The sequence below is a fragment of the Streptomyces sp. NPDC008092 genome (assembly GCF_042957285.1).
GTDB lineage: Bacteria > Actinomycetota > Actinomycetes > Streptomycetales > Streptomycetaceae > Streptomyces.
The window spans coordinates 756,383-781,937 of sequence record NZ_JBIBHY010000003.1; the positions used below are offsets into that span (position 1 = coordinate 756,383).

The 25,555-nt window shown below is 71.9% G+C and carries 24 protein-coding genes; 19 read left to right on the forward strand and 5 right to left on the reverse strand.

The window, feature by feature from the left end; translation table 11 throughout:
- Positions 1–37: 37 nt before the first annotated feature.
- Positions 38–1,249 (reverse strand): aminotransferase class I/II-fold pyridoxal phosphate-dependent enzyme, encoded by a 1,212-nt coding sequence (locus ACFZB3_RS12750; protein ID WP_391373812.1) that lies wholly within the window; start codon positions 1,247–1,249, stop codon positions 38–40.
- Between the two features lie 203 nt (positions 1,250–1,452).
- Between ACFZB3_RS12750 and ACFZB3_RS12755 the strand changes: the two genes are divergently transcribed.
- Together ACFZB3_RS12755 and ACFZB3_RS12760 are read left to right on the forward strand one after the other, a co-directional pair.
- On the forward strand, positions 1,453–2,094 hold the full coding sequence (locus ACFZB3_RS12755) for a hypothetical protein (protein ID WP_391373815.1): 642 nt from the start codon (positions 1,453–1,455) through the stop codon (positions 2,092–2,094).
- A gap of 180 nt (positions 2,095–2,274) precedes the next feature.
- Positions 2,275–3,108, forward strand: a complete 834-nt coding sequence (locus ACFZB3_RS12760) for a trypsin-like peptidase domain-containing protein (protein ID WP_391373818.1) — start codon at positions 2,275–2,277, stop codon at positions 3,106–3,108.
- Between the two features lie 80 nt (positions 3,109–3,188).
- Here ACFZB3_RS12760 and ACFZB3_RS12765 read toward each other — a convergent pair whose 3' ends face one another.
- Both ACFZB3_RS12765 and ACFZB3_RS12770 read right to left on the reverse strand, forming a co-directional pair.
- Positions 3,189–4,799, reverse strand: coding sequence for an amidohydrolase family protein (locus ACFZB3_RS12765; protein WP_391373820.1), 1,611 nt, complete (start codon positions 4,797–4,799; stop codon positions 3,189–3,191).
- Positions 4,800–4,818: 19 nt separating this feature from the next.
- Positions 4,819–6,096, reverse strand: coding sequence for an alanine racemase (locus ACFZB3_RS12770; RefSeq protein WP_391373824.1), 1,278 nt, complete (start codon positions 6,094–6,096; stop codon positions 4,819–4,821).
- Between the two features lie 194 nt (positions 6,097–6,290).
- On the opposite strand from ACFZB3_RS12770, the gene ACFZB3_RS12775 reads away from it, so the two are divergent.
- The 5 genes from ACFZB3_RS12775 (at position 6,291) to ACFZB3_RS12795 (ending at position 11,042) form a co-directional block, all read left to right on the forward strand.
- Positions 6,291–7,472 (forward strand): PfkB family carbohydrate kinase, encoded by a 1,182-nt coding sequence (locus ACFZB3_RS12775; RefSeq protein ID WP_391374083.1) that lies wholly within the window; start codon positions 6,291–6,293, stop codon positions 7,470–7,472.
- Positions 7,469–8,236: an IclR family transcriptional regulator C-terminal domain-containing protein gene (locus ACFZB3_RS12780; protein WP_391373826.1), complete on the forward strand. Its 768-nt coding sequence runs from the start codon at positions 7,469–7,471 to the stop codon at positions 8,234–8,236. The genes ACFZB3_RS12775 and ACFZB3_RS12780 overlap by 4 nt, the downstream gene beginning before the upstream one ends.
- The gene (locus tag ACFZB3_RS12785) at positions 8,233–8,643 is read left to right on the forward strand and encodes a Rid family hydrolase (RefSeq protein WP_391373828.1); all 411 of its coding nucleotides are present in this window, start codon (positions 8,233–8,235) and stop codon (positions 8,641–8,643) included. Before ACFZB3_RS12780 ends, ACFZB3_RS12785 begins: the two co-directional genes overlap by 4 nt.
- A 117-nt stretch (positions 8,644–8,760) precedes the next feature.
- Positions 8,761–10,242: a gluconate:H+ symporter gene (locus tag ACFZB3_RS12790; RefSeq protein WP_391373831.1), complete on the forward strand. Its 1,482-nt coding sequence runs from the start codon at positions 8,761–8,763 to the stop codon at positions 10,240–10,242.
- A gap of 65 nt (positions 10,243–10,307) precedes the next feature.
- Complete coding sequence (locus tag ACFZB3_RS12795) at positions 10,308–11,042, forward strand: hypothetical protein (RefSeq protein WP_391373834.1); 735 nt, start codon at positions 10,308–10,310, stop codon at positions 11,040–11,042.
- An 84-nt stretch (positions 11,043–11,126) separates the two neighbouring features.
- Here the strand turns inward: ACFZB3_RS12795 and ACFZB3_RS12800 are convergent, their stop codons facing one another.
- The gene (locus ACFZB3_RS12800; RefSeq protein ID WP_391373837.1) at positions 11,127–12,482 is read right to left on the reverse strand and encodes a M14 family zinc carboxypeptidase; all 1,356 of its coding nucleotides are present in this window, start codon (positions 12,480–12,482) and stop codon (positions 11,127–11,129) included.
- A gap of 385 nt (positions 12,483–12,867) precedes the next feature.
- Here ACFZB3_RS12800 and ACFZB3_RS12805 point away from each other — a divergent pair, with 385 nt between their 5' ends.
- Both ACFZB3_RS12805 and ACFZB3_RS12810 read left to right on the forward strand, forming a co-directional pair.
- Positions 12,868–13,236 (forward strand): hypothetical protein, encoded by a 369-nt coding sequence (locus tag ACFZB3_RS12805; RefSeq protein WP_391373839.1) that lies wholly within the window; start codon positions 12,868–12,870, stop codon positions 13,234–13,236.
- Positions 13,237–13,251: 15 nt separating this feature from the next.
- Positions 13,252–14,172 (forward strand): MEDS domain-containing protein, encoded by a 921-nt coding sequence (locus ACFZB3_RS12810; RefSeq protein ID WP_391373842.1) that lies wholly within the window; start codon positions 13,252–13,254, stop codon positions 14,170–14,172.
- A gap of 168 nt (positions 14,173–14,340) precedes the next feature.
- Here ACFZB3_RS12810 and ACFZB3_RS12815 read toward each other — a convergent pair whose 3' ends face one another.
- Entirely contained in the window at positions 14,341–16,065 is a 1,725-nt protein-coding gene (locus ACFZB3_RS12815; RefSeq protein ID WP_391373845.1) for a glycosyl hydrolase family 18 protein, read from the reverse strand.
- Positions 16,066–16,379: 314 nt separating this feature from the next.
- Here ACFZB3_RS12815 and ACFZB3_RS12820 point away from each other — a divergent pair, with 314 nt between their 5' ends.
- From ACFZB3_RS12820 to ACFZB3_RS12865, 10 genes are all read left to right on the forward strand, one after another.
- Positions 16,380–17,207 (forward strand): hypothetical protein, encoded by an 828-nt coding sequence (locus ACFZB3_RS12820; RefSeq protein WP_391374086.1) that lies wholly within the window; start codon positions 16,380–16,382, stop codon positions 17,205–17,207.
- A 107-nt stretch (positions 17,208–17,314) separates the two neighbouring features.
- Positions 17,315–18,019 carry a Flp pilus assembly protein CpaB gene (cpaB, locus tag ACFZB3_RS12825; protein WP_391373848.1) on the forward strand — a complete coding sequence of 235 codons (705 nt, stop codon included), beginning with the start codon at positions 17,315–17,317 and terminating at the stop codon, positions 18,017–18,019.
- Between the two features lie 12 nt (positions 18,020–18,031).
- A complete protein-coding gene (locus ACFZB3_RS12830; protein WP_391373851.1) occupies positions 18,032–19,297 on the forward strand; it encodes a P-loop NTPase in 1,266 nt (421 codons plus the stop codon).
- 167 nt (positions 19,298–19,464) lie between these two features.
- A complete protein-coding gene (locus ACFZB3_RS12835) occupies positions 19,465–19,794 on the forward strand; it encodes a pilus assembly protein (protein ID WP_391373853.1) in 330 nt (109 codons plus the stop codon).
- Between the two features lies 1 nt (position 19,795).
- The gene (locus ACFZB3_RS12840; RefSeq protein ID WP_391373856.1) at positions 19,796–20,146 is read left to right on the forward strand and encodes a TadE/TadG family type IV pilus assembly protein; all 351 of its coding nucleotides are present in this window, start codon (positions 19,796–19,798) and stop codon (positions 20,144–20,146) included.
- Positions 20,147–20,165: 19 nt separating this feature from the next.
- Positions 20,166–21,503, forward strand: coding sequence for an ATPase, T2SS/T4P/T4SS family (locus ACFZB3_RS12845; RefSeq protein ID WP_391373859.1), 1,338 nt, complete (start codon positions 20,166–20,168; stop codon positions 21,501–21,503).
- A 7-nt stretch (positions 21,504–21,510) separates the two neighbouring features.
- On the forward strand, positions 21,511–22,455 hold the full coding sequence (locus ACFZB3_RS12850; RefSeq protein WP_391373862.1) for a type II secretion system F family protein: 945 nt from the start codon (positions 21,511–21,513) through the stop codon (positions 22,453–22,455).
- Between the two features lie 18 nt (positions 22,456–22,473).
- Positions 22,474–23,361, forward strand: a complete 888-nt coding sequence (locus ACFZB3_RS12855; RefSeq protein WP_391373865.1) for a DUF5936 domain-containing protein — start codon at positions 22,474–22,476, stop codon at positions 23,359–23,361.
- 30 nt (positions 23,362–23,391) lie between these two features.
- Positions 23,392–24,738 (forward strand): histidine kinase, encoded by a 1,347-nt coding sequence (locus ACFZB3_RS12860; protein WP_391373868.1) that lies wholly within the window; start codon positions 23,392–23,394, stop codon positions 24,736–24,738.
- Positions 24,735–25,469 (forward strand): response regulator, encoded by a 735-nt coding sequence (locus ACFZB3_RS12865; protein WP_391373871.1) that lies wholly within the window; start codon positions 24,735–24,737, stop codon positions 25,467–25,469. Before ACFZB3_RS12860 ends, ACFZB3_RS12865 begins: the two co-directional genes overlap by 4 nt.
- The last annotated feature ends 86 nt before the right edge of the window (positions 25,470–25,555 follow it).

Here is a 25,555-nt window from a genome sequence, read left to right on the forward strand (position 1 = left end):
AGTTGACCCGGTTCACGGACGGTGGCCGGGCGGCTGCCTACGGCTGGCCGTACCCGTCCAGGAACCGGCCGATCCGGGTGATCGCGTCCCGCAGATCGCCGACCGACGGCAGGGTCACCACCCGGAAGTGGTCCGGCTCCGGCCAGTTGAAGCCGGTGCCCTGGACGACCATGATCTTCTCCTGCCGCAGCAGGTCGAGGACCATCTGCCGGTCGTCCTTGATCTTGAAGACCTGGGGGTCGAGGCGCGGGAAGAGGTACAGCGCGCCCTTGGGGCGGACGCAGCTCACGCCCGGGATCTGGGTGAGCAGGTCGTAGGCGAGGTCCACCTGCTCCTTCAGCCGCCCGCCCGGCAGGACCAGGTCGTTGATCGTCTGGCGTCCGCTGAGCGCGGCCACGACCCCGTGCTGACCCGGCATGTTCGCGCACAGCCGCATGTTCGCGAGGATCGTCAGGCCCTCGATGTAGGAGTCGGCGTGCGCCCGGGGCCCGGAGACCGACATCCAGCCGACCCGGTAGCCGGCCACCCGGTAGGCCTTGGACATGCCGTTGAAGGTGAGCGTCAGCAGGTCCGGGGCGACGGCGGCGGTGGGCGTGTGCGTGGCGCCGTCGTAGAGGATCTTGTCGTAGATCTCGTCCGAGCAGACGAGCAGGTTGTGGCGGCGGGCGATGTCGGTCAGCCCGCGCAGCATCGCCTCGTCGTACACCGCGCCCGTCGGGTTGTTCGGGTTGATGATGACGATCGCCTTGGTGCGGTCGGTGACCTTGCGCTCGACGTCGGCGAGGTCGGGCATCCAGTCCGACTGCTCGTCGCAGCGGTAGTGCACGGCCGTACCGCCGGAGAGCGAGACCGCCGCCGTCCACAGCGGGTAGTCCGGCGCCGGTACGAGGACCTCGTCCCCGTCGTCGAGCAGCCCCTGCATCGCCATCACGATCAGCTCGGAGACGCCGTTGCCGATGAAGACGTGCTCGACGTCGGTCTCGATGCCGATGGTCTGGTTGTGCATGACGACCGCGCGCCGGGCGGCCAGCAGACCCTTCGCGTCGCCGTAGCCGTGTGCCGTGGAGACGTTCCGGAGGATGTCCTCCAGGATCTCCGGCGGGCACTCGAAGCCGAAGGCGGCCGGGTTGCCGGTGTTGAGCTTGAGGATGCGGTGCCCCGCCGCCTCTAGCCGCATCGCCTCCTCGAGAACCGGGCCCCGGATCTCGTAACAGACGTTGGCGAGCTTGGTCGACTGGATCACCTGCATGCCGGTGAGCTTACGGGGCGGTAACGCCCGTCGGGCCGTGTTTTCCACCACGTGAGACACGTGTGGGGGACAGGCGGGGGCGGTCGGGGGACGAGCCGGGGGGCCGCCGGAGGTCGACGGGGGCCGGGCTGCCGCTCGGTGATTTGGCCTGTTATCGCCGGTAGCTGTCTCAAAGGACCCTCCCCTCCCTAGAATCCGCGTCCATGCCGAGACCTGCCGAGGACGAGACCGGGGCGCCCAGCGTCTACCGACCCGAGGGCGAACCGGCCCCCGCCTACGAGGGGTACCGGGACCCGGCGGCCGCGCACGGCTGGCTCAACGCATACGACGAGACGCGCGAGCTGCCGGCGATCGCGCCCGCCGTGCCGGGACCGGGCCGGGCGGAACGGCGGCGGCAGGCGCGCGGGGCGGGTGGCCGGCGCGGCAGGTACGTGGTCGGCGCGGCGGGAGCGGTCGGGGCCGCGTCCGTGCTCGCGCTGGTCGTCGGCCTTCCCTTCTCCTCTTCCTCCTCCTCGTCGCCGGCCGACGGCACCCCGGGCGGCCCGAACCGTACGAAGCACGCGGCCGCCGAGTCGCCGGGCGCGGCGGCACCCGGCCAGAGCCCGCGCACCGATTCCGCCACCTCCTCCTCGCCACCGTCCGCGCCGGGCACGGTGTCGCCGTCGACCCGGTCCACCGCGTCGGCGAGCACCGCAACCAGCGCCTCCCCGAGCGTCACCGCGACCCGCGCGACGAGCCAGGCACCGTCACCTACCGCTGGTGCCGCGACGACATCGGCCGGGACTCCCACGGGCGGGGGGCACGGCTGGGGGCACGGCAGGGGTGGCGGCGGCCGGTCCCACTAGGGCGGCCAACCACGGCAGTTCGTCGTCGTCCGTGCCGGGAAGTGGCGCTGGATCGCGCCAACACGCCGACCTGAAACGACTCCTTGCCCGAGCGCGCCCTGGTGATGAGAATGTGCATGACAAAAACAGCGGGTGGCCGGAAGATCTCCGGTCACCTCGTCATATAGAGGGGACCCCCACATGAACAAGCCTCTCGTCGCCGCGCTCGCCTCCCTGGCCATCACCGGGATCGGCGCGGCTCCGGCGGTCGCGGTGCCGCAGACGGCCAAGGCCGCCGCGGTGACCGTCAACTTCGCGGGCACCGTCTCGCTCAGCAACTGCTCCGGCTCCGTCATCCGCTTCCCGAACTCCGCGGACAGCGACCCGGCGCTGGTCCTCACCAACGGGCACTGCCTGGAGACCGGCTTCCCGGAGCCCGGCGAGGTCATCACCGGCCAGTCCTCCAGCCGTACCTTCGGCCTGCTGAACTCCTCCGGCACCAGAGTCGCCACGCTCCGCGCCAACCAGGTCGTCTACTCGACGATGACCGACACGGACATCACGATCTACCGCACGACCACCACGTACGCGGCGATCAAGAGCTCCTACGGCATCAGCCCGCTGACCGTCAGCGCCTCCCACCCCGTCGCCGGCACCGCCATCAAGGTCGTCTCCGGCTACTGGAAGACGATCTACAGCTGCAACATCGACGGGTTCGTGTACCGGCTCAAGGAGGGCGACTGGACCTGGAAGGACTCGGTCCGTTACACCTCCGCGTGCAACACGATCGGCGGGACGTCGGGGTCGCCGGTGATCGACACCACCACCGGCCAGGTCGTCGCCGTCAACAACACGGGCAACGAGGACGGGGAGCGGTGCACCGTCGACAACCCGTGCGAGGTGGACGAGAGCGGGAACGTCACGGTCCGGCAGGGCATCAACTACGCCGAGGAGACGTACATCATTCCGGCGTGCTTCACGACGGGGAACGTGCTGAGCCTGAGTGCGAGTGGTTGCACCCTGCCGAAGCCGTAGGGGGTGGCTTGCGTTTCGTTTCCGGGTGCGGGTGCGTGGGGGCCTGGTCGCGCAGTTCCCCGCGCCCCCAACAAGGGGCGCTACAGCGGGGCGCGTCGAATTGCTCGGCCCGCCAGTGTGTCTGTGCGGTGGCCGTCCTCGATCACGAAACGGCCGTCGATCAGGACGTGCGGGATGCCCGTCGGCAGCCGACGCGGGTTCTCGAACGTCGAGCCTGCCGCCACCGTCTCCGGGTCGAAGAGGACGAGGTCGGCCCGGTAGCCCTCGCGGACGAGGCCGCGGTCCGGCAGGCGCAGCCGGGCCGCGGGGCGGGACGTGAGGTGGGCGACGCACTCCTCCAGGGTGAGGACGCCCAACTCCCGTACGTAGTGGCCGAGGTAGTGCGGGAACGTGCCGTAGGCGCGGGGGTGGGGTTTCGTGCCCTGGAGGATGCCGTCCGAGCCGCCGGTGTGGACCCGGTGGCGCATGATCGTGCGGACGTTCTCCTCGTGGCCCACGTGCTGGAAGATCGTGGTGCCCAGGCGGTCGGCGACGAGGAGGCGGCGCGCCGTCGTCCAGGGCGACTCCCCGCGGGCGTCCGCCGACTCCTGGACCGTGCGGCCGACGAAGTCCGTGAGGGCCGGGTCGGTCACGCCCGAGATCTCGATCGTGTCCCACTCGATGGGGACGCCGTGGCAGCCGTCGGAGCCGACGGCCTCCAGGTGGTGGCGGACGCGTTCGGCCGTCCCGTCGTCCGCCAGCCGGGCCAGGGCCGCGGCCGGGCCGCCCTCGTTCGCCCAGCTCGGCAGCATCGCCGCGAGGGTCGTGCTGCCGGGGGTGTAGGGGTAGGTGTCGAGGGTGATGTCGGCGCCGGCGGCGAGGGCCTCGTCGAGGAGGGCCAGCAGCTCGGGGGCCCGGCCCTCGTTCACGCCGAAGTTCATGGTGGCGTGGGCGAGGTGGAGGGGGCAGTCCGCCTCCCGGGCCAGGGCCACCATCTCCGCGTACGCCTCCAGGGCGCCCGCGCCGTAGGAGCGGTGGTGCGGGCAGTAGTAGCCGCCGTACGCCGCCACCACCCGGCACAGCTCGGTCAGTTCGGCGTCCGGCGCGTACATGCCGGGGGTGTAGGTGAGGCCGGAGGACAGGCCGACCGCGCCCTGTGCCAGGCCCTCCGCCACCAGCCGGCGCATGTGGTCCAGCTCGGCCGGGGTCGCCGCGCGGTCCTCCCAGCCGACGGCGAGCGCGCGGACCGTGCCCTGGGGGATGAGATAGGCCGCGTTGACGGCGATGCCGCGGTCGAGGCGGTCCAGGTACTCGCCCACCGACCGCCAGTCGAAGTCGATGTCGTCGCCCGGGCCGTTCCAGCCGGCGATCGCACCGCGGACCTCCGCCAGCGTCCGGTCGTCGACCGGGGCGTACGACAGCCCGTCCTGGCCCAGGACTTCGAGGGTCACCCCCTGCGCGGCCTTCGCGCTGTGGTCGGGGTCGCGCAGCAGGGCCAGGTCGCTGTGGGCGTGCATGTCGACGAAGCCGGGGGAGAGGACCAGGCCCTCCGCGTCCAGCTCGCGCACCGCGCGCGGGCGCTGGCAGCCCGCCGCCGCGGCCTCCCTGACGATCGACACGATCCGGCCGTCGTCGACGACCACGTCCGCGCGGTAGGAGGGCGCGCCGCTGCCGTCCACGACGTCGGCGTCCCGGATGACCAGATCCTCCACGACAGGCTCCCCAGTGGTCCTAGAAGTAGGTGCGGATGTAGTCGACGACCGTGCCGTCCGCCTCGGCGACCGGGATCAGCTGCCACTTGTCGAACGACGTGCACGGGTGGGAGAGGCCGAGGCCGATCCAGTCCCCGACCTCCAGGTCCGCCTCGGGGGTGGTGTGCAGCCAGGCGTGCTGGTCGGACAGGCCGGTGACCGAGACCCCGGTCGCCGGGCGCTCCGGGCCCGCCCGGCGGATCACCTGGGCGACGGGGAGGTCGAGGTCGTAGGCCGCGTCCCGCTTGCCGGCGTTGGCGAAGGCCTGCTCAGGGGAGGGGCGCGAGACGATCTGCGCCCAGAGCCGGAAGGCCGGCTCCAAGGTGCCCTCCTCCGGGACGCGGTTGAAGGGGGTGACCTCGCGGTAGCGGCCGTCGTCGTGCGAGACGTACGCGCCCGAGCGGAGCAACTTCAGCACGGGGGAGGACAGTTCGGGGATCCCGGCGAAGACGTCCGCGACCGCGTCGAACCAGGCGCTGCCGCCCGCGCTCACGACGATCTCCTTCAGCCCCGCGAACCGGCCCGCCTTGTCGAACTCGACGGCGAGGGCGACCAGCCGGCGCAGATAGGCGTGCACCCGGTCCGGGTCGGCCTGCGGCACCTCCCCCTCGTACCCGGCCACCCCGACCAGCCGCAGGGTCTTTGCCCCGGCCACCGCGTCCGCGACCGCGGCGCACTCCGCCTCGGTACGGACCCCGGTACGGGCGCCCTCCCCGGCGGCGAGCTCGACCACGACGTCCACCGGGCGCCCCGCCCCGTGCAGCGCCGCGTCCATCAGCTCCACCCCGCGCACGGAGTCGACGTAGCAGACGAAACGGAAGTCCGCGTCGCGCTCCAGCTCGGCGGCGATCCAGCGGAGTGACGGCGCGTCCACGAGCTCGTTCGCGAGGAAGACCCGGCGGGTGCCGAACGCCCGCGCCACCCGCACCTGGTGCGGCACGGCGAGGGTGATCCCCCACGCCCCGCGCCCGGTCTGCCGGTGGAAGAGCTGCGGGGCCATCGAGGTCTTGCCGTGCGGGGCGAAGGCGAGGCCGTGCCGTTCGGTGTACGACTCCATCAGCGCGAGGTTGTGCTCCAGCCGCTCGGCGGAGAGGGCCAGTACGGGGGTCGCGAAGCCGCCCGAGAACAGGTTGCGGCGCTGGGCGGCCAGTTCGCCGACCGTGAGGCCCTCGGCGTCCGGCGGGAGGCCCTTGAAGCGGTGGTCGACGCGTTCCTCGGCGAGCCGGGCGAGCGCTGCACTGCCGGTGTCGAGCGACACGGAGCCTCCCTGATCGGGTCGGTTGCACTCTGTGCAACGTCCATTGCGTATATCGCTTACCGCTGTCTAACATCCACGCCAACGCCGGGTCAATGGAGTCCACGGCGACCCTTCCCCGACGACGAGGAGCCACGACCATCGTGAAGGCCACCGGCGCCGTTGACGCCGTGGACGTCGTCGCGCTCGGCGAGTCCATGGTCACGTTTCTGCCCACCCGGCCGGGGCGCCTCGCGGACGTGCCGTCCTTCGACCGCGCGATCGGCGGTGCCGAGTCCAACGTGGCCTGTGCGCTGGCCGCAGCCGGGCACGCCGTGCGGTGGGTCAGCCGGGTCGGCGCGGACGGGTTCGGCGACCATCTGGTGGAGGCCGTCGCGTCGTACGGCGTGGACGTCTCGTACGTGGGCCGGGATCCGGGGCGGCCGACGGGCGTCTACTTCCGCACCGCCGGTGACCGGGCGACGGACGCGCACGAGGTCGCGTACTACCGGGCGGGGTCGGCGGCCTCCGCCATGTCGCCGGCGAACGTCGATGCCGGCGCGTTGCGCGCGGGCCGGATCCTGCACCTGTCGGGGATCACGGCGGCGCTGTCGCAGGGGTGCCTGGGGCTGCTGCGCGAGCTGACGGCTCCCGCCGGGGAGCGGCCGACGCTGGTGTCGTTCGACGTGAACTACCGCGCCGGGCTGTGGGGTTCGGGTGACGGCGCGCAGATCCTGCTGGAGCTGGCACGCCGGGCCGACCTCGTCTTCGTGGGGGAGGACGAGGCGGAGCAGGCGTGGGGGGTGACGGGAGGGCCGTCGGCGGTCCGGGAGTTGCTGCCGGAGCCGGAGGTGCTCGTGGTGAAGCAGGGAGCGAAGGGGGCGACGGCGTTCGTTTCGGCCGCGGGCCGGCGGGGGTTGCTCGCGCAGTTCCCCGCGCCCCTTACGGGGCGCTGCCCAGCCGCTCCTCTCCCAGCCACCCAGCTGCGGGCAGGCGTGCCGCAGGGCGGCACGGGTGGGCGCTGGGGGTCCCCCCGGCCGAAGGCTGGGGGAGGCGCCCTGCCAGCGCCGGTAAGCGTCCCCACCCCCCGGCCCCAGCCCACCGTCACCTTCGAACCCGCCCCCACCGTCGACGTCGTAGCCCCCGTCGGCGCCGGTGACGCCTTCGCCGCCGGATTCCTCTCCGGCATCCTGCGCAGCCTCCCGCTCCCGCAGACGCTCCGGCTCGGCCACCTGTTCGCCGCCGCCGCCCTCACCACCCCCGCCGACCTCGCCCCGCCCCCCGCCCGCGACACCACCGACCGCCTGACCGCCCTGGACGCGGGCGCGTGGGAGAGACTTCGACTCGGCCCCGGCTGGACCGAAGCCGACGCGGCCGAAGAGGAGGTACGCACCCTATGAGCCAGACCGTCGACCGAGCGCTCAGCATCCTGCCGCTGCTCGCCGAGGGCCCCGCCGACCTCGGCCAGGTCGCCGACCGCCTCGGTGTGCACAAGTCCACCGCACTGCGGCTGCTGCGCACCCTCCACGAACACGGCCTGGTGTACCGCCAGTCCGACCAGCGCTACCGCCTCGGCGCCCGCCTCTTCGCCCTCGCCCAGGAGGCGATGGAGAACCTCGACGTCCGCGAGATCGCCCACCCCCACCTGGCCCGCCTCAACACCGCCTGCGGACACACCGTGCACCTCGCCGTGATCGAGGAGGGCGAGGTCCTCTACATCGACAAGGTCGAGAGCCGCTACCCGGTGCGCATGTACTCGCGGATCGGCAAGCCCGTCGCCATCACCGTCGCCGCCGTCGCCAAACTGCTCCTCGCCGACCTGCCCGAGCCCGAGCGGCGGGCCCTCGCCGACAAGCTCGACTACCCCATGTACACGGCCCGTTCGACGCCGAACGCGGAGGCGTTCCTCAGGGAACTGGCCAAGGTGCGCGAACAGGGCTGGGCCACCGACCTCGGCGGCCACGAGGAGTCCATCAACTGCGTGGCCGCACCGATCCGCGGTGCCGACGGGCGCGTCGTCGCCGCGATGTCGGTCTCCGCGCCCAACGTCGTCGTCACCGCCGACGAACTCCTCACCCTGCTCCCGCAGGTGCGTCGTACGGCGGACGCGATCAGCGGCGAGTACTCAGGCAGAACACCGATCACAGAAGCCGGAAACAGATGACCGAGAAGATCGCGCTCACCCCCACGACCCACACCACCCCGCCCGCGAAGTTCTCGCACGGCGTCCGCAAGGGCAACATCCTCCAGGTCGCCGGCCAGGTCGGCTTCCTGCCCGCCGAGGAGGGCAGGCCCCCGACGCCGGCCGGCCCCACCCTGCGCGAGCAGACCCTCCAGACCCTCGCCAACGTCAAGGCGATCCTGGAGGAGGGCGGCGCCTCCTGGGACGACGTCATGATGATCCGCGTCTATCTGACGGACGTGGACCACTTCGCCGAGATGAACGGCATCTACAACACCTACTTCGAGGAGCAGGCGCTCACCGCCCCGCCCGCCGCCCGCACGACCGTGTACGTCGGTCTGCCCGCCGGCCTCCTCGTCGAGATCGACGCCCTCGCCGTCCTCGGCTGAGGCCACCCCCCCAACTCCCGCACACCGTACGTCCGTCACGGTACGGCGCCCGCCCGGGTGCCGTACCGCGATGCCCCCTGCCCGAAAGCCCCATGAACTCACGCAGAGGACCCCCACATGTCCCAACCGCTCGCCGCGTCCGCCCCCGCCCCCACGACCCCACCCCACACCGGCGGCCTGCTCCTCCTCCTCGACGGCACCGCCGGACTCCTCACCGTCGCCGCCATCGGCATCGCCCTTCTGCTCTTCCTGATCATCAAGGCCCGGCTCCAGCCCTTCGTGGCCCTCCTCGCCGTCTCCATAGCCGTCGGCCTGCTCGCCGGGCTCTCGGTCACCGAACTGTTCGGCACCGTCCAGCGCTCGGACGCCGTCTCCACCGTCGAGTCCGGCATGGGCGGCATCCTCGGCCACGTCGCGATCATCATCGGGCTCGGCACGATGCTCGGCGCGATCCTCGAAGTCAGCGGCGGCGCCGAGGTCCTGGCGACCCGTCTCCTCAACCTCTTCGGGGAGAAGCGGGCCCCGCTCGCCATGGGCCTCACCGGCCTGATCTTCGGCATCCCCGTCTTCTTCGACGTCGGCATCTTCGTCCTGGCCCCCCTCGTCTACGCGGCGGCCAAGCGCGGCGGCAAGTCGATCCTCCTGTACTGCCTCCCGCTCCTCGCCGGCCTCTCCATGACCCACGCCTTCCTGCCGCCGCACCCCGGCCCGGTGGCCGCCGCCGCCCTGCTGCACGTCCAGCTCGGCTGGGTCATCCTCATGGGCGTCGTCTGCGGCATCCCGGCGGTGCTGGCCGCCTGGGCGTACGCGGCATGGATCGGCAGGCGGATCTTCGTCGCCGTACCGCAGGACATGGTCGAGGCGGCCGAGGAGGCCCGGCAGGCGGTGGTGGCGGAGCAGCGCGCGGCGGGAGTGGAGCCCCAGGAGAAGCCGGTGCCGCTCGGCACGGTCCTCGCCATCATCGGCACGCCCCTCGTCCTCATCCTCGCCGCGACCTTCTCCTCCATCGCCCTGGACCCCTCCACCGGCCGCTCGGTGCTGGAGTTCTTCGGCACGCCGATGGTCGCCCTCACCATCGCCCTGGTCCTCGCCTACTACCTGCTCGGCATCCGGCGCGGCTGGTCCCGCAAGTCCCTGGAAACCGTGTCGACCGCGTCCCTCAAGCCGGTCGGCAACATCCTGCTGGTGGTCGGCGCGGGCGGGATCTTCGGCGCCGTGCTGAAGGCGAGCGGCGTCGCCCAGGCCCTCTCCGACACCTTCAACGGCGTCGGCCTCCCGGTGATCGTCCTGTCGTACCTGATCTCGGTGGTCCTGCGGGTCGCCCAGGGCTCCGCGACGGTGGCGATCGTGACGACGGCCGGCATCGTCGCCCCGCTCCTCACCGAGGGCCACCACTCGCAGGCCTTCGTCGCCCTCGTCATCATGTCGATCTCGGCCGGCTCCATCTTCGCCTCGCACGTCAACGACGGCGGATTCTGGATGGTCGCCAAGTACTTCGGCATCAGCGAGCGGGACACCCTGAGGACATGGACCGTGCTGGAGACGGTGCTGTCGGTGGCGGGGTTCGCGGTGGCGGGTGTGCTCAGCGTCTTCGTGTAGGCGTCTGATAACGAAGTCCGGGGCTGGCTGTGTCCGGCACAGGTTCTTGGACCATACTGCCCGCTGTGGAGCAGCGCATAGGAGCCAACAGCCAGCCCCTGGAGGGCGCCGGATTCGACCCGGCCTTCATCCCCGGGCTCACCTCACCCGCGTCCGCCGAGCCCGCGGACGCGAAGGCGGAGGACGCCCGGCCGGAGGAGGCCGAGGAGGCCGTCGAGGCCGTGGCGGCAGAGGCGGCGGCAGAACCCGTGGCCGCGGCCGATGCCGAGGCCACGGCGGACCAGGACGCCGCGGATGCCGTCGACAGCGCCGCCGGCGACGCTGACGACGAGGACGACGAGGAGACCTCCGGGGGCCCCGCCTTCGAGGCCGCCGACCGGCGCGCCCGGATAGTGGCCGACCACCAGGGCGTGCGCCTCAGCCTCGACGAGGAGAAGTGCGAGTTCCGCTGGGACGAGATCGGCGCGATCGAGACCGAGGCACCGCGCTTCGGCAAGCGCTTCACGATCACCGTCCACACCCCGGAGCGCCGCTGGTACCCCATCGAGATCGAGGCGACGTCCCGCTCCCGCTTCAAGGAGTGGGAGGAGCAGCTGGACGAGGTCCTCGACGCGTACTTCGACGACGGTGCGGAAGACGAAGTCAAGGACGTCAAGGACGTCGAGGACGCCGAGGACGTCGAGGAAGCCGAGGACAAGGCCGCGGACGAAGCCGAAGCCGAGGCCGAAGCCGTCGACAAGGTGAGCGACAAGGCCGGCGACGAGCCCGTGGACAAGGACAAGGCCCTCCGCAAGGAGTAGCCCTGTCCCGTCCCCGACCGAGCCGCTCCGGCCCCGGTGGCTGCCCCACCGCCGGAGCGGCTCACCCGTCCGGGTCCCGGCCGGCTAGCTGCAGTACTGCGTTTCCTTCCCGATCGACCGGTACATACAGTCCGCGTTCTCCAGGAGCTGGAACACCGCGTCCCGGTTCCGTGAGGTCTCCCGCTCGATCACCTCGTCGGGCGGGTAGAAGCCGCCCCCGGAACTGGACGTCGGGTACATCTCGAAGGTGTAGTCGAAGATCTTCTGGGTGCCCCACAGATAGTCGTCGATCGAGCCGTCGGTGATGTACAGGTCGCTCGACTGCTCCGGCGTGTAGCCGTTGCTCGCCGCCATCTTCTGCCCGACCGCCTTGAACGCCGCGGCGTCGTCCGCGGTCATCCCGGTGGCCGTGTCCGCGGTCGTGTAGCCGAACGGCCACAGCACCAGCTCGCTGTACGTGTGGAAGTCGATCCCGGCCTTGATCTGCTGCTTGCCGCCGACGACCCGGCTGCGCACGAAGTCGGCGACCACCTTCACCTCCGGCGCCGACTCGGCGGCCGCGCCCCGGTAGGTCTCCGAGGACGTGGAGCCCGAAGAACCGCCGCAGCAGCCCCACTTGTAGTTCCAGTTCCGGTTCAGGTCCGTACCGACGTACGACGAACCGGAGTTGGGCTGCCGGTTCTTGCGCCACGACCGGTAGGAGCCGGTGGCGATGTCGTACTCGCCGCCGTCGGGGTTGAGATCGGGGACGATCCAGATCTCCCGGCTGTTGACGATGTTCGTGACCCGGGAGTCCGATCCGTAGCCCGCGCCCAGCTCCCGCAGCAGGTACAGCGCCATCTCCACCGTGAGGTGCTCGCGCGCGTGCTGGTGGAAGGTGAGGAGGACCTCGGGCTCGTTCTCGTCCGTCGCCACGTTGTCGCTGACCTTGATCGCGACGATGTCCCGGCCCTGGTACGACTTGCCGATCACCTGCTTGCTCATGATCGACGGGTAGGCGGCGAGCCGCTGGTCGATCTCGGCGTTCGCCTCGGCGTAGTTGTGGTACTTCGAGTCGGCCGTCGGGAAGTCGAACAGGCGCAGCTGGTCGGCCGCGGACGACCGGTCCGGGGCCGCGCCGAGCGGCGTGACGTCGTAGCCGAGGCGTTTGAGCGCGGCGATCTGCGCGGGCCGTCCGGAGACGACGACGGTCTCCTCGTCGGCCTCGTCCACGGAGACGCCGGTCTGCTGGATCGCGGCGCGGGTCACCGGGGTGGTGCTCTGGTGGATCTCGTACTGCCGGACGTCGTCGGCCGACGGGGCGGCCGGGCGGGCGCTGTCGGCGGTCGCGTGCGTCGCCGTCGCCGACACGGGGGCCGCGAGGGTGAGGGCGAGCAGGGCGCCGAGTGCGGCGGTCCGTCTGCCGGTGCGGGCACCGGAGCCGCGTATGCGAAGCCGCATGAAGTCTCCTGGGGAGGTGGGGGTGGTTCAGTGCGACGTACCTACGTACCTGTGCGATGGCTGTGCGAGTGCCGCTCATCGTCCAGGGAATGGCATGGACAGGTCAAGACAGTAAAATCGGCCGCACGGATCGGCCGCACGGATCGGCCGCACGGATCGGCCGCACGGATCGGCCGCGCGGATCGCCGGTTGACTCGGCCGCCTGAATCGGCCGTGCGAATGGGCCGTGCGAAGGGGCCGCCTGAACCGGCCGCGCAGTGTACGCGCGTACCCCCCGCCACAAGTGGCCCCCGCCGAAGTGCACCCGCCCGCGTGACGTCCGCGTGCGCTCTCCCGGTCCGGCGGGGGACCGTGGTCGGACGGCCAAGAGGAGGGCTGGCTGATCATGGGCGGATCGGCGCCGCGTGAGGGCTGCCGTCTGCCGGTCGGGACGACCGGCTTCGTCGACCGGAGAGACGAACGGGCCGCGGGCCGCGGGCTGTCCGCCGAGGCCCGCCGCGTCACGTTCACCGGCCCCGGCGAGGTCGGCCGGGGCGGTGGGACCCGGCTCGCCGCCCGCGCCGCGGCCCGCGCCGAACGCGCCCTCCCGGCCGGCCACCGCTGCGCTGCCGGGTCCCGGTCGGCCCCCGCCCGCTTCGCCGGCCGCCCGGTCGTCGCCCGCCGCTCCGCCGGGGGCCGTGCGCGACGCGCCCTCGGCACGCCCGGCTTCAGCAACCGCAGCCGGACCGCCGCCCGGGTGACCGCCCGGCGCTGACGCACAGGAGACCCGATGAGTACCAGTACGGGGGCGCGCCCCGCCGCGGCCCACGGGCAGTTCGACCACCGGATGGCCGTGTTCGGCTCGGACGACGCGTTCGTCGCCGCCGCCCTGCCCTTCCTCGCCGAGGGCCTCGCCGCCCCGGACGAGCCTCCGCCCGTCGCCATCGCCGCCCCCGGCCTGCTGGCCGCCCTGCGCGACGCGCTCGGCGCCGACGCCCGGGACGTCGGCTTCATCGACCACGCCGACTGGTACACCGGTACGGCCGCCAACGCCGTTGCCCAGGGCGCCGGTTACCTCGCGGCGAACGCCGGGCCCGGTGGCCGGGTGCACCTCCTCATGGAGCCCGACTGGGCGGGGCGCGCGGGCCGTTCGGCACGCGAGAGCACCGAGTGGATCCGCTACGAGTCCCTCGCCAACCTGCTGTTCGCCCCCTTCGCCACCACCGCCCTGTGCGCGTACGACACCCGCACGGCGGGCCCCGCCGTCGTCGACGCGGCCCGCCGGGCCCACCCGGGCACGGGGGTGTACGAGCAGCCACCGGTGCTGGTGCGGGAGCTGGACGCCGTGCCGCTGCCCCCGTCGCCGCAGTCCGCGGCCCGGCTGCCCGCGCCGGAGGCGGTCGGGGCCTGGGCCGCCGGGCGGGGGCTCGCGGCGGTGGACGCCGGGCTGTTCGGCCGGGCCGTCGGGGCGGCGGCGGCCGCGCACGGCCCGGTGATCGAGATCCTCGCCTGGGGCGAGGCCCCGGCCTGCGTCTGCGAGCTGCGGCTGTGCCGGGCGGTCGCGGACCCGCTGGCCGGGTTCGTGCCGCCGCCCGGCGGGGAGCCGGAGCCGGGGCAGGGGCTGTGGTTCACGCGCCAGGTGTGTGCGTACGTCGATGTCCGGGACGGGGTGGCGGGGGACGGCGCGAGGATCCGCGTCCAGTACGCGTGAGTGCGCAGGCGGCGTGCGTGAACGCGCAGCTCGCGTGAGAGCGCACTGCGCGGGAACGACATGCCGGTACCCGCGGACCCTGCGGCGGCGGCGCATCCGCTGGGGTGCACCCCTGCGGATGCGCCCGGGTCCCGGCGGCCTGCCCGGCCGCCGGGACCCACCTGCCGGTTACGGCAGGGCGTGCACGTGGGCGCCCACCGAGGACGACCACGCGTTGCCGGCCGCCGCGTCCCAGTTCGTCGACCAGGTCATCGCGCCCCGCAGGTCGGGGTAGGCCGTCGACGGCTTGAAGGAGCCGCAGTTGGTCAGCTTGGTCAGGCAGTCGAGGGCGTTGTTGACCACGGTCGGCGAGACGTAGCCGCTGCCCGCCGCGCTGGTCGACGCCGGCAGGCCGAGGCCCACCTGGGACGGCGACAGACCGCCCTGGAGCTGGATGCAGGCCAGCGCGGTGAGGAAGTCCACCGAGCCCTGGCTGTACACCTTGCCGTCGCAGCCCAGCATCGAACCGCTGTTGTAGTACTGCATGTTGACGACCGTGAGGATGTCCTTGATGTTCAGGGCCGTCTGGAAGTACCCGTTGGACGTCGACTGCATGTCGATCGTCTGCGGGGCCATCGTGATGATGAGCGAGGAGCCCGCCTTCGACGACAGGGAGCGCAGCGCCTGGCTCATGTAGGTGGCGTTGATGCCGTTCTCCAGGTCGATGTCGACGCCGTCGAAGCCGTACGTCTGCATCAGCGAATAGACGGAGTTGGCGAAGTTCGTCGCGGACGCCGAGTCGCTCACCGAGATCGTGCCGTTCTGGCCGCCGATCGAGATGATGACCTTCTTGCCGGCCGCCTTCTTGGCCTGGATGTCGGCCTTGAACTGGTCGACCGTGTACCCGCCGAGCCCGGCGGAGTCGAGGGTGAAGCTCACCGCGCCCGGTGTGCTGGTCGCGTCCGCGAAGGCGACGGCGATGATGTCGTACGAGGACGGCACGTCCGAGATCTTCTGGACGGTGGCGCCGTTGTTGAAGTTCTGCCAGTAGCCCGTCACCGCGTGCTTGGGCAGCGAACCGCCGCCGTTGCCGCCGGACGCGGTCGTCGTCGCTGTCACGGCGGTCGACTTCGCGGACTCACCGGCCGAGTTGGTCGCGGTGACCTGGAAGGAGTACGACGTCGAGGCCGCGAGCCCGGTGACCGTCGCCGAGGCGCCGGTGACCGCGGTGACCTTGGTGCCGTTCTGGTAGACGTTGTAGCCGGTCGCGCCCGACACCGCGCTCCAGGACAGGGACGCGGAGGACGACGTCGTACCGGAGACCGCGAGGCCGGTGGGGGTGGCCGGGACGGTCGGGGCCGGGTCGGAGCCGCCTCCGCCGTCGGGGCCGTAGACCGAGAAGTCGTCGGCGTAGTAGGCGGGCTGGCCGTACCAGCCGTGCGTCCAGACCGTCACCGAGGTGGTCGAGGCGCCGGTGGTGAAGGTCGTCGACAGCTGCGTCCAGGCCGTGTTCGGGGTCCAGGTCGACACGTCCGTGGTGCCGGTGCCGGTCACCCCGAGGTAGGTGTACGAGCCCTGCACCCACGCGCTGAGCGTGTAGGTCGAGTTGGCCTTGACCGCCACCGTCTGGCTGCACTGGGCGTAGTCCTGCCCGGCCGGGGTCGCCTTCAGCGCGGCGGCGCCGGAGTGCACGGGGGAGGAGACCGTCGTACCGCTGCTCGCGGAACAGGTCCAGTTGGACAGGCCCGACTCGAAGCCGGGGTTCTTCGCGTTGTTGACGTCGGCGGCGGAGGCCGGCGCGGAGGCCAGCCCCGCCATCGCGAGTGCCGTGGCGAGCGTGGCCACGGCCGACCAGGTGCGGATGCGTCGCTGTCCGGCATGCCGGGACACGAGCCGGGGGATGAGTCTGGGCATGACAAACAAGGTGGTCCAGACCAATTCACGTGTCAATAGGTCCAGACCAAATTCAAAGGTCGGCGGAAGTCCCCGCGGGGCCGAACAAGCCCCGGTCATATGCTCAACCTGTCCCGATTTGACGTCACTTGTGTGGTCACGGATCCCAGACAGCTACACAAACGCTGTTCTCCGGTCACAGACGCGTGGTTACAGTGCTGAGGAAGTCACGCAATGAAGTCGTCCCGGCTCATTGGAGTAACGCCGGTGGGCCGCCGGGTGTGAAGAGCGGGGAGCTGCGCGTGCCAACTGCCATTGCGGTGACCAGTGCCGACATGGCGCTGCCCATCCAGGACGAGCGGACCATGCCCGCGGTCGTCCTGCGGGACCTCGACCAGCGGCCCCTCGACCACACCCTCGCCGAGTTCGTGGCCCTCATCGAGCAGTACGGGCACGTGGTCGTCGTGTACTCGGACGCCGTACCGGAGGCCGTGGTCCGGCGCCTGCACACCCTCCGCTCCCTCCTGGAGAGCGACCGGATCGCGCTGTTCCGCCCCGACCTGCCACCGCTCGGGATCGCCGTCCTGGCCCGCCAGCTGCGGCAGCTCGCCTCCTGCGACCTCAGCCCCGGCGTGCTCGCGTCGGCCGGCCGGCTGCTCACCCACTACATCCACTCCGGCGCCGTCCTCGGCTCCGTGGCCAAGCTGGACCGCGTCCCGGTCGGCCTCAAGGCGCACGCCAAGTCCTGGATGCCCGGCACCCAGTTCGGCGTCGTCGCCCACCCCGAGCCGCAACTCGTCCGGGTCGCCCCCGACGCCGTGCTGGGCGGCCCCGAGTTCAGCACCTGGATGCTGGTCGCCAGGGGGCAGCTGCAGTCCGACTGGATCGGCGGCCTCGCCAAGGCCTGGGGCGCGCACGGCCTGCGCGAGACCCCGTTGCCCGCCGAGTCCTCCGTGTGGTGGGGCACCGGCCGGATGATCGAGTTCACCAGCTACCTCGCCGACCTGTCGGTCCTCTACCAGCTGGTCACCTCGGTACGGCAGACCAGCTGCCACTGGTGCGGCATCGACGTCATCGGCGACCGCTGCGTCTTCTGCTCCGCCACCCCGCCCGACTACGACCCGCCGCCGCCCCGCGCGCTGGAACAGCGGACGCCCGCCTGACGTCCCGGACCGGTCCGTACCGCCCACCGCCCGGTTCCCCCATCGCTCGGTTTCCCCATCGCTCGGTTCCCCCACCTTCCCGCTTCCCCGATGAGGTCGCACGGTCCATGAACTCCCGTCAGCGCCGCGGCGTGATACTCCTGATCCTGTCGGTGCTCTGCGCGCTCGCCGCGTTCGCCGGCGTGCTCTCGGTCATCGACAACGCGAAGTCCGAGGTCGGCCCCAAGGTCACCGCGTACGAACTCCGGTCCGACGTCACGCCCTACACCACGCTGAGCGCGAGCCAGTTCAGGAAGATCTCGCTGCCCAAGCGGTGGCTGTCCGCCAACGCGGTCACCAGCCTCAGCCAGATCCAGGGCAAGATCGCGGTCACCGCGCTGAAGAAGGGCTCGCTGCTCCAGACCGACATGATCGTCGACCAGCCCGAACTGAAGCCGGGCGAGCAGGAGGTCGCCATCATGATCGACGCGGCCACCGGGGTGGCCGGCAAGATCACCCCGGGCTCGCGGGTCAACGTCTACGCCACCTTCCAGGGCAAGCAGCAGAGCGACCCCGACGAGTCGAAGATCATCGTGACCAACGCCCGGGTCCTGGACGTCGGAGCCCAGCTCAGCTACGTGGACCCGGACAACCGGAACTCGCAGCCCAGCGACGCCGTCCCCATCACCTTCGCGCTGTCCACGCTCGACGCCCAGCGCCTCACCTACGCGGAGTCCTTCGCCCAGCGGGTCCGGCTCGCCCTGGTCGCGCCCGGTACGACGACCAGCGTGCCGGACAAGGACCGCACCTACGAACTCGCGACGGACAAGTGAGAGGCGCCCTCCATGCCCATCAGGATCCTCCCCGCCGTCGGTGACGCGGACGCCGTCCGCTCCCTGGTCTCCCTGCTCAGCCAGCTCCCGGACGCCGAACCGCTGGCCCCGGTCGCGGACTCCACCGGGCTCGTCGACACCCTCGCCCGGGCCGCCGCCGAGTCCGTCGACGAACTCCCCGAGGTCGTCGTCGTCCACGAGCGCATCGGTCCCGTCCCGGCGCTGGAACTCATCCGCGAAGTGGCCCTGCGCTTCCCCGCCGTCGGCGTCGTCCTCGTCACCACCGACACCAGCCCCGGCCTGTTCGCCGCCGCGATGGACTCCGGCGCCCGCGGCCTGGTCGGGCTCCCGCTCAGCTACGAGGAGCTGGCCGGCCGGGTCCAGGCCGTCGCCCAGTGGTCCACGGGCGTACGACGCCATCTCGGCCACGGCGCCGACGTCTTCGCCGGCGTCGGCGGCACCGTCGTCACCGTCAGCGGCGCGAAGGGCGGCACCGGCGCGACCCTCGTCGCGGTCCAGATCGCCCTCGCAGCGCAGGCCTCCGGCCACCCCACCGCCCTCGTCGACCTCGACCTGCAGACCGGCGACGTCGCCTCCTACCTGGACGTCCAGTTCCGCCGCTCGGTCGCCGACCTCGCCGCCGTCAACGACATCTCCCCGCGGGTCATGGCCGAGGCCGTCTTCCGCCACGACTCCGGGCTCGCCCTGCTCCTCGCACCCGCCGAGGGCGAACGCGGCGAGGAGGTCACCGACCGCGCCGCCCGCCAGATCCTCAGCGCCCTGCGCTCCCGCTACGAGGTGGTGGTCGTCGACTGCGGCGCCCAGCTCGGCGGGGCGGGTGCGGCGGCCGTCGAGACCGCGGACCTCGCCCTGCTGGTCACCACGCCGGACGTGGTCGCCGTACGGGCGGCGAAGCGGACGGTACGGATGTGGGACCGGCTGCAGATCCGCAAGCCCGAGGAGACGACGGTGGTGGTCAACCGGCATACGAGGGGTACGGAGATCCAGCCGGCGCTGATCCAGCGCATCACCGGGACCGCGCTGGCGGGCACCCCGATCCCGGCGAACTTCAAGGAACTCCAGGGGGCGGTGGACGCGGGCCGGATGCACGAGCTGGACTCGCGGAGCACGGTGAAGCAGGCGATCTGGGGGCTGGCCGGGGAGCTGGGGCTGGTCCGGTCGGGGGAGGGAGCACCACCGCCACGCCGGTCCGGGGCCCGGGCCCGGGGCGGGGAGCGGGCGGCGGTGGGGTTCCGGCGACGGAAGGAGCTGCCGTGAGAGGCCGTGGGGCGGGTGCGCGCCGGTGGGGGCGGGCCGCGCAGTTCCCCGCGCCCCTGAAGGGGCGCTCACCATGGCGCCCTGCCTTTGGGGGCGCGGGGAACTGCGCGACCAGCCACGACGGCGCCGCACTTGACCGCGGACAGGTCTCCATAGAGCTCCTCGGCATGACCCCCGTCATCATCCTCACCCTGGTGCTCATGTGGCAGGCCGTCCTCGTTGGCTACGCCTTCACCCTCGCGGGGAACGCCGCCGACGAGGGCGTACGGGCGGGCACGGCCGTACCCCGCGGGGAACGCTTCGGCGTCTGTCAGCGCGCCGCCCTGGAGGACCTCTCCGGCTCCTGGCGGGAGGGGGCCACGGTGGACAACTGCGGCGGCACCGGCATGGTGACCGCGGACGTCTCCCTGCGCGTCCCGGTCCTGTTTCCCGGCTCGATCGACTTCCCCGTCACCGTGCACGGCCACGCCGGCACGGTCGAGGAGGTGAAGAACTGAGATGCGCCCCCGCCTGCCACGCCACCGGCACCGCGACCGCGGCCAGGTCGCCATCGAGTACCTCGGCTTCCTCCCGATCCTCCTGATCGTCGGACTCGTCGGCATCCAGCTCGGCGCCGTCGCCTACGCCGCCGAGCAGGCCGGGACGGCGGCCCGGGCGGGGGCCCGCGCCGCCTCGCTGGGGCAGGCGGCCGACCCCGCCTGCGCCGCCGCGGTCAGTCTCAGCGTGACCTGCGCGACCTCCGGCGGTGGCGACTCGGTCACCGTCACCGCCACGGTCCACATCCCGAAGATCCTCTGGAAGGACCTCGGCAACGCCACCAAGTCCGCCACGATGCCCGTCGACCACTGAACGAGGAGCACGGACCACCATGAGCCTGCGGGCACGCATCAACTCCCCCGAGGAGCACGGCAGCCGGGGCGAGGACGGCCAACTGGTCTCCTCCTACCGGGCCAAGCTCCTGGAGGAGATCGACCTCGCGGAGATGAGCGCGCTGGCCGCCGCCGAGCGCCGGGCCCGTCTCGAACGCGTCCTCGGCCACATCATCAGCCGCGAGGGCCCGGTCCTGTCGACCGTCGAACGCTCCCAGCTGATCCGCCGCGTCGTCGACGAGGCCCTCGGCCTCGGCATCCTGGAACCGCTCCTCGAAGACGCCTCGATCACGGAAATCATGGTGAACGGCCCGGACGCGATCTTCGTCGAACGCGGCGGCCGCGTCGAGCAGCTGCCGCTCCGCTTCGTCTCGGCGGACCAGCTGATGCAGACCATCGAACGCATCGTCTCCACCGTCAACCGCCGCGTCGACGAGTCGAACCCGATGGTCGACGCCCGCCTCCCCTCCGGCGAACGCGTCAACGTCATCATCCCGCCGCTCTCCCTGACCGGCCCCACCCTCACCATCCGCCGCTTCCCGCGCTCCTTCACCCTCCAGGAGCTGATCGGCTTCGGCTCGCTCGACGAGCACATGGTGTTCCTGCTGGCGGGCCTGGTGCAGGCGAAGTTCAACATCATCGTCTCCGGCGCCACCGGCACCGGCAAGACCACCCTCCTCAACGCCCTCTCCGGCCTGATCCCGGCCCACGAACGCATCATCACCATCGAGGACTCCGCCGAACTCCAGCTCCAGCAGTCGCACGTGGTCCGCCTGGAGTCCCGCCCGTCGAACGTCGAGGGCAAGGGCCAGGTCACCATCCGCGACCTGGTCCGCAACTCGCTGCGGATGCGGCCCGACCGGATCGTGGTCGGCGAGGTCCGCGGCGGCGAGTCCCTGGACATGCTGCAGGCCATGTCCACGGGCCACGACGGCTCGCTCGCCACCGTCCACGCCAACAGCGCCGAGGACGCCCTGACCCGGCTCCAGACCCTGGCCTCCATGTCGGACGTCGAGGTCCCCTTCGTCGCCCTGCACGACCAGATCAACAGCGCGGTCGAGGTCATCGTCCAGCTGACCCGGTTCGCGGACGGCGCCCGCCGGATCACCGAGATCGCGATGCTCGACAGCCACGGCAGCGAGCCGTACCGGCTGGCGACCGTGGCCCGCTTCGACGCCCAGCCCATGACCCACGACGGCCGGGTCCACGGCACCTTCCAGTACTTCCCGCTGCCACGCCGCACCGCCGACCGCCTCTACATGGCGAGCCAGCCGATCCCGCAGGCCTTCGGCGTGGCCCAGCACTTCGACCAGCTCACCACCCGAGAAGCCCGGTAGGCGGCCCATGTCCCTCCACGACCTCGTCACCCTCACCACCGGCATCACCCTGCTGGCCTGTCTCCTGGCCGTGGTGGGCCTGCACACCTACGCCTCCGGCCGGGCCCAGCGCGCCGCCCTGGTGGACCGCCTCTCCTACACCGGCCAGGCCCCGCTCACCGGCCGCCGGCGCCGGTTCCGCAACCTGGACCGCGGGCTGCGCGGCACCACGGTCGGCCGCCGCCTGGAACTCCGCCTGGCGGCGACCGGCCTGGACGTGACCCCGGGCGAGTTCCTCGCCTACATGCTCGCCACCGTCGCCGCCCTCTGGCTCATCGGCCAGGCCGCCCTCGCCCCCTTCTTCGGCCCCATCGCCGGCCTGCTCGGCGTCTTCGCCGCCGTCCAGTTCCTCAACTGGCAGCGGCAGAAACGCATCGAGCGGTTCATCGCCCAACTCCCCGAACTGGCCCGCATCCTGGCCAACGCCACCCACGCGGGCCTCGCCCTGCGCACCGCGATCGGCATGGCGGCGGAGGAGCTGGAGGCTCCGGCGGGCGAGGAACTCGCCAAGGTCGCCGACCAGTTGGCCATCGGCCACTCCATGGACGACGCGCTCGGCGAACTCGCCGCCCGGCTCCCCTCCCGCGAGCTGGTCGTCCTCGTCACCACCCTCGTCCTCTCCAACCGGGCCGGCGGCCAGGTCGTCTCCGCCCTGCGCAACCTCACCGAGACCCTGGAGGAGCGCAAGGAGACCCGCAGGGAGATCCGCACCCAGCTCTCCCAGGTGACGTTGACGTCGTACGCCGTCCCGGTGCTCGGCGTCGGCGCCCTGTTCCTGATGAACGGGGTCAAGGACGGCACCCTGGCCCGCATGACCGGCACCGGCCTCGGCCAGGCGGCGGTGGTCATCGCCTTCGGGCTGTACGTCGTCGGGTTCGTCCTCATCCGCCGCCTCAGCCGCATCGACGTATAGGTAGAGGTGGTATGTCACATGGCACTCCTCCTGGCCCTCCTCATGGCCCTCGCCGTCTACGGCGTCTTCGCGGGCGTCCGCATGTACCGCGCCGACGCCAAGCTCCCCGCCGACCTCGCGATCGCCCTGGAGGTGGGCGCCACCCGCACCGGCGCCGCCAACTCCCTCATCGACCGCATGGGCATGCGGTACGCGCCCGCCGTGCTGCGCCTGATGGGCCCGAGCCAGGTGGCCAAGTACCGCCGCAGGATCGACCTGGCGGGCAACCCCGGCGGCCTCACGATCGACCGCTACGCGGCCCGCCGCGCCGTCTACGGCGTCCTCGGCGGCACCGGCTTCCTGGTCTTCCTCCTCCGCGGCCAGTGGCTGGTCGCCGTCCTGCTCCTCCTCTTCGGCGCGTTCTGGACCGAGGTCGGCATCTGGTCGGCGATCCGCCTCCGCAAGGACGTCATCGAACGCACCCTGCCGGACTTCCTCGACGTCCTCGCGGTGGTGGTCGGCGCCGGCCTCGGCTTCCGCCAGGCCCTGGACCGGGTGGCCACGCACTACGAGGGCCCCTGGGCCGACGAACTCCGCATCACGCTCCGTCAGATGGACCTGGGCATGAGCCGCCGCCAGGCCTTCGCGGAACTCCGCCGCCGCAACGACTCCGAACAGGTGGCGATGTTCGTGACGGCACTCCAGCAGGGCGAGGAACTGGGCGCGCCGATCGTCGACACCCTGGTCGCGCTCGCCAAGGACATGCGCCGCACCGACGCCCAGAACGCCCGCCGCAAGGCGGCCCGGGCGGTACCGAGGGCCACTCTCATGATCACCACGTTCATGGTCCCGGCGACGATGCTGCTGCTGGCCGCGGGCCTGCTGCTCGGCTCCGGGGTCGACTTCGGTTCGGTCACGGGGAAGTAGGCGGGGAAGCAGGCGAGGAAGCAGGCGGAGGTGACGACCGTGGCCGGCAGGAAGCCCGAAGACGCCGAAGACGCCGAAGACGCCGGAGGCACCGGAGGTACCGGTGACGCCGGAGGTACCGGTGACGCCGGCGAAGTCGGCAGTGCCGTCGGCGTCGGCAGTGTCGGCGGCGTCGGCGGCGTCGGCGAGAGGGTCGAGATCCGCGCCCTCCAGGCACTGTGCCGCCAGGTCTTCGGCCTCCGCCTCGCGATGATCGCCGTGGCGACCCCCGCCGCCCTCCTCAACGCCAGCCCCGGACTGGGCGCCCGCCTGGTCGGCTCGGCCGTGGTCGTCACGTTCATGGTCTCGTACCTCCTCTTCCGGGACTGGCAGCGCTTCGGCCCCCTCCTCCTGCGCCACCCCACCCTCCTGGCCGCCGACACCCTCTTCGGCTCCCTCCTCCTGATCTCGGCCGGCCCCGACACCACCCTCGCGTACGTCAGCGTCTGCACCCCCCTCGTCGCCGGCCTCCTCTACAGCTGGCGCGGAGCGGCGGTCTTCGCCTCCCTCCAGTCGCTGATCCTCCTGGTGGCGCAGGAGACACTGCGGCACCACTCCGCACTGGCCGAGTCCCTCCTCCTCCCCGGCCTCTGTGTCATCACCGGCGCGATGGGCTCGACCCTGCGCAACCTGATGCTCCGCTTCGGCACCGCCACCGAGGCCCTGACCGAGACCCGGGCCCGCCTGGCCGCGACCGAGGCGGCGAGCGCGGCGGCCGGCGCGGAACGCGCCCGGCTGGCCCGCGAGATGCACGACTCGGTGAGCAAGACGCTGTACGGCGTGGCGCTGGTCGCCGACGGCCTCGCCGCGTCGGCTGCCGCGCCCCCGGACCGCCTGGACCCGGCACTGATCAGACAGCAGGCGGAGCTGCTGGCGAGGGCGGCGCGCAGGGCCGCGGCGGAGTCCCGCGAACTCCTGACGGACCTGCGCGCCGGCCCGGAGGGCGACGTACTGTCCCAACTGGAGTCACTGACAACCGGCTTCACCGCGCGCACGGCCCTCCCCGCCCGGTACGACGGCCCTGACGCCCCCGTCCCGCTCCCGCCCCCCACCGCCCGCCAGCTGCTGGGCATCGCGGCGGAAGCCCTGGAGAACGCACACCGCCACGCGCGGGCGACGAGAGTCGACGTACGGGCGGCCACCACCCCCACCCACCTGGTGGTGACGATCCACGACGACGGCCGGGGCCTCCCTCCGGACACGTCTCTCGAAGACCTGCGCCGCACCGGCCACTTCGGCCTGCTCGGCATGACGGAACGGGCGGCGGCGGTGGGAGCCCGCATCCAGCTGACCAACGACGAGGGCACGGAGGTCCGAGTGGAGGTGCCACTGACATGACCGGCGGCGTGACCGACGAGCCTGCGGGACTGCGCGTCCTGGTGGCCGACGACAACCCGGTGATCCGCGCGGGCCTGACGGCCGTCCTCTCCACGGCGGGCGACCTCACGGTGGTGGCGGAGGCCGAGGACGGCCGCGCGGCCTACGAGGCGGCCCTGCACCACCGCCCCGACGTCATCCTCCTGGACGTCCGCATGCCCGGCGTGGACGGCATCGCGGCCCTGCCCCACCTGGTCCGCGTCGCCCCGGTCATGATGCTGACGTACAGCGACGAGACGGACCTGGTGCAGGAGGCCGTACGGCTGGGCGCCGGGGGCTATCTGGTCCACGGCGAGTTCACGACCCAGCAGCTGACACAGGCGGTACGGGACGTGGGCGGCGGCCGCCCGCACTTCACCCCGACGGCGACGAACGCGTTGCTGGCCCACGTCAGAGGCAACGCAACTGCACACGCGCGATCAGAACTGCGCGCCCTACCTAATAAATCATCCCCCAACCACCTTTCGCAATTGCAACCATCCGTGGGACAGTCATCTCGGTCCCGGTTTCAACTGAGCGGCAGAGAGGCGGAGATCATGGACCTCATCGCGTCCGGCATGACCAACCAGCAGATCGCCGCCGTCTGCTTCATCAGCGAGAAGACGGTCAAGAACCACATCAACCGCATCTTCGCCAAACTCCACACCACCACCCGCGCCCAGGCGACGGCCAAGTGGCTGGGGGTGGCCTGAGATGAACCGGGTGAACTGGGTCCGGATTTGGGTCCTGGGACCCTCCGCGGATGGGTATGTTCCGTCGTACGTTACGAGGATCGCAA

What these genes read in the sequence shown, in the direction of transcription:
- ACFZB3_RS12750 (WP_391373812.1), bottom strand. Translation starts at nt 1,249, where the DNA reads ATGCAGGTGATCCAGTCGACCAAGCTCGCCAACGTCTGTTACGAGATC.
- ACFZB3_RS12755 (WP_391373815.1), top strand. Translation starts at nt 1,453, where the DNA reads ATGCCGAGACCTGCCGAGGACGAGACCGGGGCGCCCAGCGTCTACCGA.
- ACFZB3_RS12760 (WP_391373818.1), top strand. Translation starts at nt 2,275, where the DNA reads ATGAACAAGCCTCTCGTCGCCGCGCTCGCCTCCCTGGCCATCACCGGG.
- ACFZB3_RS12775 (WP_391374083.1), top strand. Translation starts at nt 6,291, where the DNA reads ATGGTCACGTTTCTGCCCACCCGGCCGGGGCGCCTCGCGGACGTGCCG.
- ACFZB3_RS12780 (WP_391373826.1), top strand. Translation starts at nt 7,469, where the DNA reads ATGAGCCAGACCGTCGACCGAGCGCTCAGCATCCTGCCGCTGCTCGCC.
- ACFZB3_RS12785 (WP_391373828.1), top strand. Translation starts at nt 8,233, where the DNA reads ATGACCGAGAAGATCGCGCTCACCCCCACGACCCACACCACCCCGCCC.
- ACFZB3_RS12790 (WP_391373831.1), top strand. Translation starts at nt 8,761, where the DNA reads ATGTCCCAACCGCTCGCCGCGTCCGCCCCCGCCCCCACGACCCCACCC.
- ACFZB3_RS12800 (WP_391373837.1), bottom strand. Translation starts at nt 12,482, where the DNA reads ATGCGGCTTCGCATACGCGGCTCCGGTGCCCGCACCGGCAGACGGACC.
- ACFZB3_RS12805 (WP_391373839.1), top strand. Translation starts at nt 12,868, where the DNA reads ATGGGCGGATCGGCGCCGCGTGAGGGCTGCCGTCTGCCGGTCGGGACG.
- ACFZB3_RS12810 (WP_391373842.1), top strand. Translation starts at nt 13,252, where the DNA reads ATGAGTACCAGTACGGGGGCGCGCCCCGCCGCGGCCCACGGGCAGTTC.
- ACFZB3_RS12815 (WP_391373845.1), bottom strand. Translation starts at nt 16,065, where the DNA reads ATGCCCAGACTCATCCCCCGGCTCGTGTCCCGGCATGCCGGACAGCGA.
- ACFZB3_RS12820 (WP_391374086.1), top strand. Translation starts at nt 16,380, where the DNA reads ATGGCGCTGCCCATCCAGGACGAGCGGACCATGCCCGCGGTCGTCCTG.
- cpaB (WP_391373848.1), top strand. Translation starts at nt 17,315, where the DNA reads ATGAACTCCCGTCAGCGCCGCGGCGTGATACTCCTGATCCTGTCGGTG.
- ACFZB3_RS12830 (WP_391373851.1), top strand. Translation starts at nt 18,032, where the DNA reads ATGCCCATCAGGATCCTCCCCGCCGTCGGTGACGCGGACGCCGTCCGC.
- ACFZB3_RS12835 (WP_391373853.1), top strand. Translation starts at nt 19,465, where the DNA reads ATGACCCCCGTCATCATCCTCACCCTGGTGCTCATGTGGCAGGCCGTC.
- ACFZB3_RS12840 (WP_391373856.1), top strand. Translation starts at nt 19,796, where the DNA reads ATGCGCCCCCGCCTGCCACGCCACCGGCACCGCGACCGCGGCCAGGTC.
- ACFZB3_RS12845 (WP_391373859.1), top strand. Translation starts at nt 20,166, where the DNA reads ATGAGCCTGCGGGCACGCATCAACTCCCCCGAGGAGCACGGCAGCCGG.
- ACFZB3_RS12850 (WP_391373862.1), top strand. Translation starts at nt 21,511, where the DNA reads ATGTCCCTCCACGACCTCGTCACCCTCACCACCGGCATCACCCTGCTG.
- ACFZB3_RS12855 (WP_391373865.1), top strand. Translation starts at nt 22,474, where the DNA reads ATGGCACTCCTCCTGGCCCTCCTCATGGCCCTCGCCGTCTACGGCGTC.
- ACFZB3_RS12865 (WP_391373871.1), top strand. Translation starts at nt 24,735, where the DNA reads ATGACCGGCGGCGTGACCGACGAGCCTGCGGGACTGCGCGTCCTGGTG.